Genomic DNA, 13,925 nt, shown 5'->3' with positions numbered 1-13,925 from the left:
GCCACCGACTGCCCAACGTCAGGACGCGCTCCGGTATCCCAGTTGGTGGCCACGTCCCAGAAACTGTTTCCGCCAGCACCCGTCCAGGACACGTCCGCGGCGGCGGCGCAGTGAGCGAACAGGACAGCGGTGGCGATGGCGGACAAACGAAAAGCGCGGCGCGCGGCTGCAGGCACCGGACGATGTAGCGACTTCACTATGCATGGCTCCCTGGTTTGAGTGCGGTCCAGTCTGATGACCGGTCTCCGGCGTATCTCTTTGGGCACCTGCGCCTGCTCGACTGCACGGACGCGGGTGGCGACGCCATGATTCCGATCGAACCGCAACTTTGTGCCCTAACATCTTCCGTACCACCTGAACCGTGAGACGCAAGTCACTGATTCGTCGCCATCGCCGGACACGAAGCGAAGCTCGTCAGTGATCCGTGTCAAGAAATTCGACATTGAGACGGCGAACGGCCACCCCCGCGAAGGCTACCGAGAGGCTCCTGCACCTGCGTGGCCTGACCCTCGCCACCGCCCGTCCGGACGACGCACTGTCACGCCACGGGCGCCCTCGTTTGTCATAATCGGCGGCTTCGGATCCCGACGGATCTCCCTCAACCTACCCGGTGAACCACCATGGCGGCAGACGTAATCGACTATCAGATCTTTGGCCAGGAAATGCAGTACGTGGAGGTCGAACTCGACCCCGGAGAGGCAGCCATCGGCGAAGCCGGAAGCATGTTCTACATGCAGGACGGCATCAGCCTCGAGACAGTCTTCGGCGACGGCACCCAGCAAGGCGGGCTGTTCGGAAAACTGCTCGGCGCGGGCAAACGGCTGCTCACGGGCGAATCCCTTTTCATGACCATCTATGCGAACCAGGGCAGTGGCAAGCGCCGGGTCGCTTTCGCCGCCCCTTACCCCGGGACGATCATCCCCGTGAATCTCGCGCAGATCGGCGGCCAGTTCATTTGTCAGAAGGATGCGTTCCTATGCGCGGCGCGCGGCGTGTCGGTCGGCATCGCCTTCCAGAAGAAGCTGGGCGTGGGATTCTTCGGGGGCGAAGGCTTCATCATGCAGAAGCTCGAAGGCGACGGACTGGCCTTCGTGCACGCGGGTGGTTCCCTGCTGAAGCGGGAACTCGCACCGGGTGAACTCCTCCGGGTGGACACGGGGTGCCTGGTCGGCATGCAACCGACCGTCGACTACAACATCGAGTACGTGGGCAAGGTCAAGACGGCCTTGTTCGGCGGCGAAGGCCTCTTTTTCGCGACTCTGCGCGGGCCGGGTACGGTCTGGCTCCAGTCGCTTCCTCTGTCGCGGCTCGCCAGCCGCATCTTCGCCGCGGCACCGCAGATGGGCGGCTCGCGAGAGCAGGGTTCGGTCCTCGGCGGCATGCTCGGCGGCGCGGCTCTGGGCGGACTCCTGGGCGGCGACGACGAGTGACGGCCGACGCCTTCGCTCCGGGCGGCGGCAGCATTGCCGCCCGGGCCTACGGGCCGGACTTCGACCGCGAGGGAGAGCAGGTCACCTGTTCCATATCGGTGTTCGGCCTCCAGCTTGCCGGCGATCACGCCCGCGTCGCGGTTCCCGGATGGCAGGGTCTGCGCTGGCGCCGAGGGGGTTTCAACCACAGCCAGCTTTTCGTCGAGTGGAGCACCGATCGCGGCGCATGCACACTCGCCGTATCGGATCCGGACGCGGTGAAGACGCTCATGGCACGCCTTCAAGGCGGCCCTGACAGACCTGCCTCGGAAAAGCGCACCCGCCGGATCTCGACCGGCCTGATCGCAGTCCTGGTGGGCATCCCGATCGCCCTGGTCATCGCCTTCGTCGCCTTGACCGGCCCCATCATCGAATGGGCCGTCGGCCGGATTCCCGTGGAGATGGAGATAAAGTTCGGGCGTCAGGCCTTCGCGCAGCAGCGTGTGAGCCTCGCCATCGTGGATTCGCACCCGGCGTTGCCGATGCTCAAGGAACTCGGGGGCAAACTCACCCAGGGATCGCCCTACCCCTACGAGTTCTACATCGCCCGCGATCCTTCCGTGAACGCTTTTGCCATGCCTGGCGGCTTCGTGGTGTTCCATACGGGCCTGCTCGAGAAAGCGGACAGCGCCGAAGAGATAGCCGGTGTACTGGCGCATGAGGTGCAGCACGTCGAGCGCCGGCACGGCTTGCGCGGCCTGGTCCACGCCGCCGGATGGCGCATCGCGCTGTCTCTGCTGCTGGGAGATGCCGGCGGGTCCGTGGCCGCCGCGTGGGCGGAGAATCTCGGCAACCTGAATTTCTCGCGATCGCAGGAGTCGGAGGCCGACTCGCTGGGCGTTCAGCGTCTGTTGGCCAACGACATCGATCCTCACGGAATGGCCGCCTTCTTCCGCAAGCTGATGGCGGAGGGACCGAACGTGCCCACCCTCCTCTCGTCCCATCCGGCCAGCGAGGACCGGATGCACGCCATCGAGGCCGCCATTCCGCCCGGCAGGAAGTTCGCTCCCCTGCCCTATGACTATCCACGGCTGAAAGCCGGCCCCTGAGCGTCCCGATGGATATCGCCTCCAGGATCCGCTCGATTCCGGATCACCCCAGACCGGGCATCCTCTTCCGGGACATCACGACGTTGCTCGCCGACGGGGAAGCGTTTGCTTGGACACTCGACGCCCTGGCCGCCGGCCACCCGAAGGGAAGCATCGACAAGGTGGCGGGCATCGAATCGCGCGGATTCGTCTTTGCCGCTCCCCTTGCGCTGGCACTGGGCGCAGGGTTCTTGCCGATACGCAAGCCGGGCAAACTGCCCGCCGCCACGATCGGGATGGATTACGAACTGGAGTACGGCACCGACCGTCTGGAGATCCACGCCGATGCCATCGAGCCAGGGGAGAGGGTGTTGCTGGTGGACGATCTGCTTGCCACCGGCGGTACGGCAAAATGCCGCCGCTTCGTTGCTGAGATCCATCGGCGCGCACATCGTCGAAGCCGCATTCGTGGTCGAACTGCCCGACCTGGGCGGCCGCCTGCGGCTCGAATCCGCTGGCGTCACCGTACGCACTCTCATCGCGTTTCCCGGCCACTGAGCCCGGCCGGGAAACGTCGTTCAACGCAAGCTGACGATTACTTCAGATCGTCCTTGACGAGATCGAGTCCGGCCTGAGCGCAGATGCCGTCCTGCTCGGCAGTTCCACCGCTCACGCCCACGGCACCGACGTGCTCGCCACCTGCCGTCTTGATCGGAACTCCGCCTTCGAACGTCACGATGCCCGGCACGTGGGCAATCCCCGGCACGCGTTGCGCGATCTCACCCACGGCCTTGGTGGGGAACGGAAACATGGACGAGGTGTTGGCCTTCAACTGAGCGATCTGGATGCTGCCACGGAAGGCGCCGTCCATGCGTTCGAAGTACTTCAGATTGCCGCCGTCGTCCACGATGGCGATGTTCATGCGCCAGCCTTCGGCCTTTGCCTTGGCCACGCAACCGGCGGCGATCTTCTTGGCGGTATCGATGTTGATGGCGGTCTTCTTGTCCTGGGCAAGGACGGGGGTGCTGGCAAGCATGGCGAGAGCAGCGACGGCAGTCAGGGATTTCATCATCTCGGTATCTCCACGTTCGTTGTGGGCAGGCAGGCTGCCCTTGCAGGGAGGGCTACGATAACAGCATACGGAGTCGTCTGACCCGGCACGCGGTCATGCGTTCGGCCGGATCCGCCGAAGGTGCGTCGCAACCGCGTACTTCGATTGCTCCTTCCCTGCAGATCGCAGTTGCGGAGAGCGCGACTGCGCAGAGCGCGCCCTGGATCTCACGAGACCCCGAAGATCCATCCCTCCAGGGCGGCCGTGCGGCGTTCCGCCAGCGTGAGGGGCGGATTGAAATAGCGCTCGAGCGAGCCACGCAACTGACACTCCATGAGCCATCGAGCCACCGCATAGGCATCCTGTTCGTCCACGCTCCGGTCCTCTCTCGGATACCGGTTGCGCACCAGAGACGGATAGATCTCCGCAATGACCGATCGGCCCGGCGCGGGAACCCAGCCGTCGAATGGCCAGAACCAGGGCGCCGGCCGGGTGTTGTCCCTGATCCATCGCAGCCAGGGGATGCCTGCATGAGTCGACTTGGCCACGGACCCCTGCATGTCGAACTGGAACACGCTCTTCGCGGAGGATGTCCATCGTTCGCAGAGACGGAATTCGTCGCTCGTGCCGACCCGCCGCGTCTCGGGGCCCTTCTGCATCTGCCATATCGCGCCGGAACGGACGTTGTCCACGGAGCAATCGTCGCCACCGGTAGGCCAGTGCAGGCAGAAGTCGTCGACGAACGCGGACCAGGCCGATAGTCCGTAGCGGCGAAAGTAGCTCTCGGGAAACGAGAACCCGTGGTCGATGCCCACGAATGTCGGCGTGCCGGTGCGCAGTTCTGCATCGAGCCACTCGGCGACCGTTCGGCGGGACCAGTGCCGCAGCGGTTGCGGCGGAGCAACCGCGATGGGCAGCGTACCCTGCTCCGCCATGTAGATCTGCAGCCCCTTGACCGCGGATGTGGCGGTCTGGGCGCCGGAATAATCGATGCCGACGAAACGTTCGAAGACTGCCGTCATGCCACGCTGCTTTCGCTGACTCGCAGGGGTCCGGCGCTGCCCGCGCTCGAGGGAGACACGAACCAAACATGGCGTATGCTGTCTGCCACCTGTGCGCCGTTGCCGGCCGCCCCCTGAGAACGACAATCGAAGGAGCCTGAATGAGCACCTCGGGAAAGATCTACAACGTGCGGACCACGGAGACCCAGCCGGTCCTGCCGTCCGCGCGAATCCGCAAGCGCATCGAAGCCTCCGGTCAACGATTTCACGCCAACGACAACATCGCGCAGTTCATCGACGGCGCCGAGGAACTTGCCGAGCTCGAGATGGAAGTCACCGAGAGGATGCAGAGCGTCCTCGAAGCGCTCGTGATCGACACCGCCGGTGATCACAACACCCAGGGCACCGCCCGCCGCGTGGCGAAGATGTTTCTGCACGAGGTCTTCCGGGGTCGTTACCAACCCATTCCTTCGGTCACCGAGTTCCCGAATGTCGAACGAGTCAACGAGCTGATGATCGTGGGCCCGATCACCGTGCGCAGCGCCTGTTCGCATCATCTGGTGCCGATTCTGGGCAAACTCTGGATCGGCGTGCTGCCGAGCGAAGCGTCGAATCTGATCGGACTGTCCAAGTATGCACGCCTGGCCGACTGGATCATGACCCGGCCTCAGATCCAGGAAGAAGCGGTCATGCAGATCGCGGATCTCTTCGAAGCTCGTCTCAAGCCGGACGGCGTGGCGCTCGTCCTCGAAGCGGACCACTTCTGCATGCACTGGCGAGGAGTCAAGGACGAATCGCACATGACCAACAGCGTGATGCGCGGGGCGTTTCTCCACAATCCCGAACTGCGCAAGGAATTCCTGCAGCTCGTCCGGCGCTGAAGCGAACGCGACGGGCACTCATGGACAGGCATTGCTCCGGGGTCACTCGAGGCGGATTCCGGCACCGTCGATGACTTTCGCCCAGCGCTGGGTTTCCGATGCAATGAACGCGCTGAACTGACCCGGCGCGGCGGGAAAGATCTCCACTCCGCCTTCGGCCAGACGCTGCTCCAGGGCACTCGCATTCAGGGATGCATCGATGGCCCGGTACAGCGTCGAGACGCGTTCGGCCGGGAGCTTCGCGGGCGCGACGATCCCCTGCCACGCGAACGCATCGAATCCATGCAGGCCTTGCTCGTCGAGCGAGGCAAGATCGGGCAATGCCTTGAGTCTCTTCCTTGTGCCTGCGGCAAGCAGTCTCAGCCTGCCCCCCGCCAGCGCGCCTCGCATGGTGGGCAGATCCAGGAACGCGAAATCGATCCGGTGTCCGATGAGGTCCTGCAGCATCGGTGCGGCCCCCTTGTATGGCACGTGCTGGGCGCGCAGGCCGGTCTGACGGAGGAACAGCTCAGCGGCGAGGTGATGCGGCGAGCCGAGACCCGAACTGCCGACATTGAAGCCGCCCGGCCTGGACTTGAGCGCCGCCATCAGAGACTCCGTGTTCATCCAGGGGGATTCGACACCGGTGACGAGGCACAGCGGAATGCGGGCTACGCGCGCGATGGGCGTGAAGTCGCGCAGCGGATCGTAGGGAAGCTTCGCATACAGGCTTCGATTGGTGGCCAGCGTCGCCGTGTCGGCCAGCATGAGCGTGTATCCGTCCGCGTGGGAGCGCGCGAGCAGTTCTGCGGCGACGATGGTCGTGGCACCGGGACGGTTCTCGATGACCCATTGCTGACCCAGCCGCACGGACAGATCCGCTCCCAGAGTGCGTGCGATGAAATCGGTCGCACCGCCCGCCGGGTAGGGCACCAGGAGCCGGACCGGCCGGCTGGGAAAATCCTCGGCCCGGGCTCCGAGGGATGCAGCGATCGCACCCGCGACGGACGCGAGCATCAATCGGCGCCGGGATCCGCTTTGCATCGTCCCCGATGGCCTCGACGCGCGGGGGGCAGGTCCCCGCGTCATCCGACGGACTCCGGCTTGCGCTTCCACGAATCCACGTATCCGGCCTGCTCGACGCCCGCAGGCATCGCGGCCATCTCGATGGGAAATCTCGTGTCGATCATCACCGCCACCTCGTCGGTCTCCTTTCTCGCCGCCTTGGCACCGATGTCGAAAGCCTTGGGATGAGGTCCATGGGTGAAGCCGCAGGGATGCACGGTCATCATGCCGGGATGGATGTTGTCGCGGGAGAAGAACTGGCCGCGATGGTAGAAGATGATCTCGTCGTAGTCGTCGTTGTTGTGGAAGAACGGCACTTTCAGCGCGCCGGGATCGGATTCGATGGGACGGGGGCAAAACGTGCAGACGATGAAGTTCTTCCCGACGAATGTCGTATGTGCCGAGGGCGGCAGATGATAGCGATGGCTCATCAATGGCCGGATGTCGCGCCAGTTCACCTTGACCGCGCAGAGATCGCCGTGCCAGCCGATCGCGTCCAGCGGATTGAAGGGATACTGGATCGACGCGATGCGGTTGCGCCGTTTGACCTTCACGACCGTTGCGCGATCCCCCTGTTGAGCGCGGAAGGCATCGTCGATGCGCGGCGTCTCCAGGATGGCGGGATCGAAAATCGCGTGCGGGCCGAGGATGCCCTTCTCGGGAAGCTGATAGGACCCCTCGGTGCACTCGATCAGCAGCATGGTGGTCGGAGATTCGGGCTCCACACGCCACATGCCGCCGCGAGGAATCATCACGTAGTCTCCGTCGCGATACTCCATGTGGCCCCAGTCGCAATGAAGGTGGCCGGCGCCTTCGTGTACGAACAGGAGCTCGTCTCCATCCGAATTCCGCGCGAGGTGGTCCATGGGGGACGAGCACTTCCAGATGCGCACGGCGACGTCGTTGTTTCCGAGCACGTGCGCCGCATCCCACGGACCGGGACCTGATGCAGGAAGCAGGTTGAGATCGAAGGCTTGCGGCTGCAGGGCACCGTCGAATCCCGACCAGTCGGTCGGCCGGTGGCGATGGTGAAAGTGGCAGCTCGGTCCGAAGAACCCTTCCTTTCCCATTTCCCGTTCGTAAGTGCCTTCGGGCAGGTCGGCGTGGGCCTGCCGCGAGTGCGTTCCTTCGGACTTTGGAAAAGAGATCCAGCGCTTCATGGGAGAACTCCTCGGCCGGCCCGGTGCCGGCGGTGATTTCTGGGGGGCTGGCGCCGGGGCGCCGCCACGGGCCTACTCCGATGCCGGTGCCACCTTCACCGCGGCTCGGGCAAACTCCAGCGCCTCGCGAAGAACGTCCAGGTCGCCCACGTGATTGGCAAGGAGGAGGATGAGCCGTGCGTTGAGCGCCGCGCTCTGCTCGTCCGTGAGGCCGGCATGAGCATCGATCAGCGCCTGATAGAAATCGTCAGGCCGTGAGAGGTTCGGTCGTGTCTCGAGCGGCATGTTCCACTCCCTGGGCTCGGCGCAGCGCCCGCCGCACATCGTCGGCAGTCCAGTGGCGCCACCGCGCGGCAACGTGCTGATCCGGCCGCAGCAGATAGAGGGTGCCGGGCGAGGCGTCGTAGCGGCGTGCGAGCCACCCCGGAGCATCCTCCACCCAGATCGTGCCGGTGTCTCCGATTGCACCGGCCAGAGCCTTCTCGCCCGCTACGGCGAGAATCCGTGCCTGCCCGTCGAGTGCACCGGTCAGTGCGCTCAGGTCGGCAAGGATCCGATGCTCGTCTGCGCCGGCGAAGTAGACAGCGTCGAACCGCCCGCCGATCAGTTCCAGCCACCACCGCGCATCGCCGGCGTGAAACACGGGCGCGTCCGCTGCGGGCGCACCCGGAACCATCGCGCCGGAGAACATCTCCCGATCGGGCGTGCTGAGCGGACTCGCCTGATGTGTGGTGGGCAAGGACAACCGACCGCTGTTGACGAGACGGCGGGCAAATTCGTGCGAGACCGACAGATCGAGCACCGCATCGCGAAAGTCGCGACTGATGTTGCTCTTGGGCGTGATGAAGTCCGTCGCCCGCGTGGAGTTGAGGATGTTTTCCTCCGCCGCTTCCACCCGTTCGCTGTCGTAGCTCTCGAGCAGAGAAGCCGGCGAGAGCCCTTGCAACACGCGGGCAAGCTTCCAGCATAGATTGTCGGCATCCTGGAAGCCGCTGTTCGCACCACGCGCACCGAACGGCGAAACCTGATGCGCCGCATCGCCCGCAAAGATCACGCGTCCATGGACGAAGCGGTCGAGCCTGCGGCACTGGAACGTGTACACGCTCACCCATTCCAGTTCGAAGTCCCTGTCGTCTCCCAGCATGGCCCGGATCCTCGGAATCACCCGTTCGGGCTTCTTCTCCTCGTCTGGATCGGCGTCCCAACCGAGCTGGAAGTCGATGCGCCAGACGTCATCGGCCTGTCTGTGCAGCAGAACGGACTGCCCGGGGTGGAAGGGCGGATCGAACCAGAACCAGCGCTCCGCGGGAAAGTCGCCCTTCATGTGCACATCGGCGATCAGGAAGCGGTCCCGGAAGACCTGCCCCTTCCAGTCCAGCCCCATCATCTCGCGCAGGGAACTGCGGGCGCCGTCGCAGGCGATCACGTAGCTGCCGCGTGCCTGGTACCGCCCGTCCGGGGTCTCCACGGTGACCGTGGCGCCCCGGTCATCCTGCGTGATTCCGACGACGCGATTCTTCCAGCGAACTTCCGCACGTCCCAGTTCCGCGAGGCGCTGGAGCATCGCCTCTTCGAGGTGGTACTGCTGAAGATTCACGAAAGCCGGCCGTCTGTGACCTTCTTCCGGGAGGAGGTCGAAGCGGTACGCGAGCCGGTCGCGGTGGAACACCTTGCCGATCTGCCAGCTTACTCCGCGTTCGACGACCGGCTCGCCACAGCCATAGCGGTCCAGAATCTCCAGCGCACGCTTGGCGTAACAGATGGCCCGCGATCCGGTGCTGACCGTGTCATTGTCGTCCAGCACGAGCGTGTCCACGCCGTGCAATGTGAGATCCAGAGCGCAGGCAATGCCGATGGGCCCTGCCCCAACGATGATCACGGACCGCGCGGCTGCGCTCCCCGTCGAGATCTCGGGTGGGGTGACGTAGGCGAACGAAGGCGGGGTATAGGTCTGCGGCATGGCGGGTGCCGGAGGCTCAACCTTCGAGCGACTCCCACATGTCCTTGTCGCGCTGGGCCGTCCATATGCGAGGGTCGCGGATGCCCGAGGCCTCGTCGTACGCGCGGCTCACGTCGAACGGCAGGCAGTGATCGAAGATCACCCAGTGACCGAACCTGGGCTTGAGTGTCTCGTACGTGCTCCGATAGACATCGCGCAACGGCTGGCCCGCATCACGCCCGGCCTTGACCGCTCCAAACATGCTCACGATGAAATCGCGCGTGTCCTGCAGGCCCTGCGCAACCTTTTCGGGAGTCTGCAAGGCCTCTCCACGGCCCGGCACCAGCTTCTCGGGCCCCAGGGCCGCGATCCGGTCCAGCGTCCGGGGCCAATCCTGCAGATACGCATCGCCGGTGTAGGGCGTTGCCGCGAACTCCACCAGGTCGCCCGAGAAGAGCACCTTGTGTTGTGGCAGCCAGACGACCGTGTCGCCCTTGGTGTGCCCGCGGCCCAGGTGAAGGATGCGCACCTCGAGCTTGCCAAGGAACAGCGTCAGCTCGCTCTCGAACACGATGTTGGGCCAGGTGAGCCCGGGTATCGACTCGACGGCCCGGAACAACCGCGGGAAGCGCTCGATCTCGGACTTCATGTCGGCCTCGCCACGTTCCTGGATGAGTTCATGCGTGGGCCGGCTTGCTATCACGTGCGACGCACCGTAGGCGCTGGCCCCAAGCACGCGCACGGCGTGATAGTGCGACATCACCACATACCGGATGGGCTTGTCCGTGACCTCCCGGATGCGGCGAATGACGTCCTGTGCCATGACGGGCGTGGCCTGGGTGTCGATCACCATGACCGCATCGTCGCCGATGACGATGCCGGTGTTCGGGTCGCCCTCCGCCGTGTAGGCATACGCGCAGTCGGCGAGCTTGACGAAGCTCACCTTCTTCTCGACGAGATCCGCCTGCGACGCGAATTTCTTTTCCATGGAGCACCTCCGTTTCAGGCAGTGATGGCCGCATTGCCCGTCGTTCCGACCATGGTGCGGACAATTACGCTTGGTGAAAGGCGTTGCTTGTATCGTAATCGGCGCCTAGGATTCGGGTCAATCGACCGCAGGCACCAGAGATGGCATGGCCGGTCCCGCCCTGCGGCTCGAAGCGATCTCTCCCCGATCCGGCACCCTTTGCTTTCATGCCCCTCCGAGCCCGTTCGCCGCAAAGCGGCATCCAGTCCGTCGAAACCGGCGGCGCGCTCCTGACCGCGCTCGTGGCCAGCGGCGCCCCCATGATGCTCAAGGACGTGGCCGCGGCCGCGGGGATGCCGGCCGCCAAGGCACATCGTTACCTGGTGAGCTTCATCCGCGTGGGACTCGTCGAACAGGACGGCACCGCGGGCCGGTACGAACTCGGGCCGCTCGCGCTCCAGATGGGGCTTGCGGCCCTCGGGCGGCTCGACGCCGTGCGTCTGTCCGCTCCCGTGCTCGTCTCCCTGGCCACGGAATTCGGCGTGACGGCCGCGGCGGCCGTGTGGGGAAACCAGGGCGCCACGATCGTGCGTTGGGAAGAACCGCGCAACATCGTCACGGTCAACGTTCGCGTGGGCGCCGTCATGCCCTTGCTGCGCTCCGCGACGGGACGCTGCTTCGCCGCCTTCCTTCCCTCCGGCTGGACGGATGGCATCGTCGCGGATGAGCTTCGAACGGCCGGCCGCGCCAGCCGTGGCCTGCCGCGAACCCGGACCGCCGTGCGCGGTCTGTTGCGGGAAGTCCGCGAGACGGGCCTCGCCCGGGTCGCGGGAGACCTCATTCCAGGGATCGACGCGCTCTCCGCCCCGGTCTTCGATCATCGGGGGGCGGCGGTGCTGGCCCTCACCGTGCTCGGCTATTCGGGCACCTTCGACAGCACATCGGACGGGGTCGTTGCGACCCGCCTGAAGCACCAGGCCGGGACGCTTTCCGCCCGTTTGGGCTTCGCCGTTCCGGCCGTCCCGTAAGCTAAGATTCGCAGCCCTGGCGGACGACGCTTACGTCCGCATGCTTTTCCTGGAGTCTACGTCGTGACCACCACACCAATCTGGACGCCTTCGCCGGATCGCCGGACGCAGGCCAACCTCACTGCCTTTGCCGATCTCGTAGCCCGGCAGTACGGCCCCCGACTCGACGACTACACCTCCCTTTACGAGTGGTCCGTTCGCGAGCCGGAGAAGTTCTGGTGCGCAGTGTGGGACTTCTGTGGGGTGGTGTCCGAAACGCGTGGAGACCGCGTGCTGGCCAACGGCAACAGAATGCCCGGCGCGCAGTGGTTTCCCGATGCGCGCCTCAACTACGCCGAGAACCTGCTTCGCCGCAGGGACGACGAGCCGGCAATGATCTTCCGCGGCGAGAACAAGGTGAAACGCACCCTCACCTTCCGCGAGGTTTACGACGCGGTGTCGCGGCTGTCCCAGGCCTTGCGCGATGCAGGCGTGAAGCCGGGCGACCGCGTAGCCGCCATCGTGTCGAACATGCCCGAAGCGATCATCGGCCTCATGGCGGCTTCCAGCGTCGGAGCCATCTGGTCTTCGTGCTCTCCCGATTTCGGCGTGCAAGGCGTGCTCGACCGGTTCGGGCAGATCGAACCGAAGATCCTGCTCTCGGTGGACGGCTACTGGTACGGCGGCAAGCAGCTGGACGTCCTGGGCAAACTGTCCGAGGTCGTCGCTCGCCTGCCTTCGGTGGAAAAGGTTGTGGTCATCCCCTATCTGAACGAGTCGCCGGATGCGAGTGCGGTTCCTCGCGCCGCCGGGCTCTCCGAGTTCACGAGCCCGTTCGTGCCCGGGGACATCCGGTTCGAGCAGCTCCCGTTCAACCATCCGCTGTACATCCTCTACTCCTCCGGTACCACCGGTGTGCCCAAGTGCATCGTGCACGGCCAGGGCGGCACACTGCTCCAGCACCTGAAGGAGCACCAGCTCCAGACCGACCTGAAGCGCGACGACCGGCTGTTCTACTTCACGACCTGCGGCTGGATGATGTGGCACTGGCTCGCAACAAGCCTGGCTACGGGAGCCACCTTGCTCCTGTACGACGGCTCTCCCTTCTATCCCGGGGCAAACACGCTGTGGGACTTCGCTGCCCAGGAACGCATGACCGTGTTCGGCACGTCGGCGAAGTACATCGATGCGATCAACAAGCTCAAGCTGAAGCCGCGGGAGACGCACGATCTCGCAGCACTGCGGACGATGACGTCGACCGGCAGTCCGCTGGTCGCGGAAGGCTACGACTACGTCTACGCGAACGTGAAGGAGGACCTGCTGCTCTCGTCCATCTCGGGCGGCACGGACATCGTGTCCTGCTTCGTCCTGGGCAGCCCCTGGGTTCCCGTGTGGCGCGGCGAGATCCAGTGCCGGGGGCTGGGCATGAAAGTGGAGGTCTACGACGACTCCGGGCAGCCGGTCGTAGGGACCAAAGGCGAACTCGTGTGCTCCGCGCCTTTTCCATCGATGCCCGTGCAGTTCTGGAACGATCCGGAGGGGAACAAGTACCGCGCGGCGTATTTCGAGCGTTTCCCCAACATCTGGTGCCACGGCGACTACATGGAACTCACCGACCGGGGCACCTGCATCATCTATGGCCGCTCGGACGCGGTCCTCAACCCCGGAGGGGTACGCATCGGCACGGCCGAGATCTACCGGCAGGTGGAACAGCTGGAGGAAGTCACCGAAAGCCTGGTCATAGGACAGGACTGGAACAACGACGTGCGCGTGGTTCTCTTCGTGCGGCTGAAGGACGGCGCCACCCTCGACGACACGCTCGCGAAAAGAATCAAGGAGCGCATCCGGACCAACACCACTCCACGGCACGTGCCAGACAAGATCATTGCCGTTGCCGATATTCCACGCACCAAGAGCGGCAAGATCGTGGAACTGGCTGTCCGGGATGTCGTGCATGGCCGGCCGGTCAAGAACAAGGAAGCTCTGGCCAACCCCGAAGCCCTGGATCTGTACCGCGAACTGCCGGAACTTGCGCGTTGACGGCCCGCCGCGTCTGGCATCTGCGACCCGGGCCACGGCGTCTTGTATCCCATCAGAAGGGACGCCCCCCCCACTCGCCAGAGAACTGCCTCACCTCGTGCCTGGGGATTTGCGTCTCCACGACGCAGCGTGTCGGCGAAGCTGACAGAGAAGTCCTCGACCCGGATTCACGCAATTCCAGGGCACGCGAATCGGCAGACTCAGACCCGACCTGCGTTCGGCAAATTTCACCGACGTGATTGAACTGCCAGCGTTTTTTCTTCGGTGTGGGCGTCGCCGATCGGCAACGGCCCCTTTTTTGCTACCCAACCTCTCGTTTTGAGAGGTTTTGAGTTCAG

General features: G+C 64.8%; 12 protein-coding genes and 1 pseudogene. 6 read left to right on the top strand and 7 right to left on the bottom strand.

From position 1 onward, the window contains the following. Positions 1-620: 620 nt before the first annotated feature. The 3 genes and pseudogenes from IPK20_09455 to IPK20_09445 all read left to right on the top strand — a co-directional run bounded on the left by IPK20_09455 (position 621) and on the right by IPK20_09445 (position 3,055). A complete protein-coding gene (locus IPK20_09455; protein MBK8016907.1) occupies positions 621-1,430 on the top strand; it encodes a TIGR00266 family protein in 810 nt (269 codons plus the stop codon). Then, complete coding sequence (locus IPK20_09450) at positions 1,427-2,518, top strand: M48 family metallopeptidase (GenBank protein ID MBK8016906.1); 1,092 nt, start codon at positions 1,427-1,429, stop codon at positions 2,516-2,518. The genes IPK20_09455 and IPK20_09450 overlap by 4 nt, the downstream gene beginning before the upstream one ends. A gap of 8 nt (positions 2,519-2,526) precedes the next feature. After that, a pseudogene (locus IPK20_09445) lies at positions 2,527-3,055 on the top strand (adenine phosphoribosyltransferase). 37 nt (positions 3,056-3,092) lie between these two features. Here IPK20_09445 and IPK20_09440 read toward each other — a convergent pair. Beyond that, complete coding sequence (locus tag IPK20_09440) at positions 3,093-3,533, bottom strand: heme-binding protein (GenBank protein MBK8016905.1); 441 nt, start codon at positions 3,531-3,533, stop codon at positions 3,093-3,095. A gap of 242 nt (positions 3,534-3,775) precedes the next feature. Then, positions 3,776-4,570 (bottom strand): hypothetical protein, encoded by a 795-nt coding sequence (locus IPK20_09435; protein MBK8016904.1) that lies wholly within the window; start codon positions 4,568-4,570, stop codon positions 3,776-3,778. A gap of 140 nt (positions 4,571-4,710) precedes the next feature. On the opposite strand from IPK20_09435, the gene IPK20_09430 reads away from it, so the two are divergent. Further along, complete coding sequence (locus IPK20_09430; protein MBK8016903.1) at positions 4,711-5,430, top strand: GTP cyclohydrolase I; 720 nt, start codon at positions 4,711-4,713, stop codon at positions 5,428-5,430. 42 nt (positions 5,431-5,472) lie between these two features. Here the strand turns inward: IPK20_09430 and IPK20_09425 are convergent, their stop codons facing one another. From IPK20_09425 to IPK20_09405, 5 genes are all read right to left on the bottom strand, one after another. Continuing rightward, a complete protein-coding gene (locus IPK20_09425; GenBank protein ID MBK8016902.1) occupies positions 5,473-6,426 on the bottom strand; it encodes a tripartite tricarboxylate transporter substrate binding protein in 954 nt (317 codons plus the stop codon). A 68-nt stretch (positions 6,427-6,494) separates the two neighbouring features. Next, the gene (locus IPK20_09420) at positions 6,495-7,634 is read right to left on the bottom strand and encodes a homogentisate 1,2-dioxygenase (GenBank protein MBK8016901.1); all 1,140 of its coding nucleotides are present in this window, start codon (positions 7,632-7,634) and stop codon (positions 6,495-6,497) included. Positions 7,635-7,706: 72 nt separating this feature from the next. Beyond that, on the bottom strand, positions 7,707-7,919 hold the full coding sequence (locus IPK20_09415; protein ID MBK8016900.1) for a DUF2783 domain-containing protein: 213 nt from the start codon (positions 7,917-7,919) through the stop codon (positions 7,707-7,709). After that, on the bottom strand, positions 7,882-9,594 hold the full coding sequence (locus IPK20_09410; protein MBK8016899.1) for an FAD-dependent oxidoreductase: 1,713 nt from the start codon (positions 9,592-9,594) through the stop codon (positions 7,882-7,884). The genes IPK20_09415 and IPK20_09410 overlap by 38 nt, the downstream gene beginning before the upstream one ends. Positions 9,595-9,610: 16 nt before the next feature. Next, complete coding sequence (locus IPK20_09405; protein MBK8016898.1) at positions 9,611-10,561, bottom strand: MBL fold metallo-hydrolase; 951 nt, start codon at positions 10,559-10,561, stop codon at positions 9,611-9,613. Between the two features lie 206 nt (positions 10,562-10,767). On the opposite strand from IPK20_09405, the gene IPK20_09400 reads away from it, so the two are divergent. Together IPK20_09400 and IPK20_09395 are read left to right on the top strand one after the other, a co-directional pair. Continuing rightward, positions 10,768-11,568 (top strand): IclR family transcriptional regulator, encoded by an 801-nt coding sequence (locus IPK20_09400; protein MBK8016897.1) that lies wholly within the window; start codon positions 10,768-10,770, stop codon positions 11,566-11,568. A gap of 63 nt (positions 11,569-11,631) precedes the next feature. Then, positions 11,632-13,587 (top strand): acetoacetate--CoA ligase, encoded by a 1,956-nt coding sequence (locus IPK20_09395; GenBank protein ID MBK8016896.1) that lies wholly within the window; start codon positions 11,632-11,634, stop codon positions 13,585-13,587. Positions 13,588-13,925: the final 338 nt, after the last annotated feature.

This window comes from Betaproteobacteria bacterium (genome assembly GCA_016713305.1).
Taxonomy (GTDB): Bacteria; Pseudomonadota; Gammaproteobacteria; order Burkholderiales.
Note: the sequence above shows the minus strand (reverse complement) of the source record. Positions and strands in the feature narration are given on the sequence as shown.

What these genes read in the sequence shown, in the direction of transcription:
- IPK20_09430 (MBK8016903.1), top strand. Translation starts at nt 4,711, where the DNA reads ATGAGCACCTCGGGAAAGATCTACAACGTGCGGACCACGGAGACCCAG.
- IPK20_09435 (MBK8016904.1), bottom strand. Translation starts at nt 4,570, where the DNA reads ATGACGGCAGTCTTCGAACGTTTCGTCGGCATCGATTATTCCGGCGCC.
- IPK20_09425 (MBK8016902.1), bottom strand. Translation starts at nt 6,426, where the DNA reads ATGCTCGCGTCCGTCGCGGGTGCGATCGCTGCATCCCTCGGAGCCCGG.
- IPK20_09405 (MBK8016898.1), bottom strand. Translation starts at nt 10,561, where the DNA reads ATGGAAAAGAAATTCGCGTCGCAGGCGGATCTCGTCGAGAAGAAGGTG.
- IPK20_09440 (MBK8016905.1), bottom strand. Translation starts at nt 3,533, where the DNA reads ATGCTTGCCAGCACCCCCGTCCTTGCCCAGGACAAGAAGACCGCCATC.
- IPK20_09415 (MBK8016900.1), bottom strand. Translation starts at nt 7,919, where the DNA reads ATGCCGCTCGAGACACGACCGAACCTCTCACGGCCTGACGATTTCTAT.
- IPK20_09455 (MBK8016907.1), top strand. Translation starts at nt 621, where the DNA reads ATGGCGGCAGACGTAATCGACTATCAGATCTTTGGCCAGGAAATGCAG.
- IPK20_09400 (MBK8016897.1), top strand. Translation starts at nt 10,768, where the DNA reads ATGCCCCTCCGAGCCCGTTCGCCGCAAAGCGGCATCCAGTCCGTCGAA.
- IPK20_09410 (MBK8016899.1), bottom strand. Translation starts at nt 9,594, where the DNA reads ATGCCGCAGACCTATACCCCGCCTTCGTTCGCCTACGTCACCCCACCC.
- IPK20_09420 (MBK8016901.1), bottom strand. Translation starts at nt 7,634, where the DNA reads ATGAAGCGCTGGATCTCTTTTCCAAAGTCCGAAGGAACGCACTCGCGG.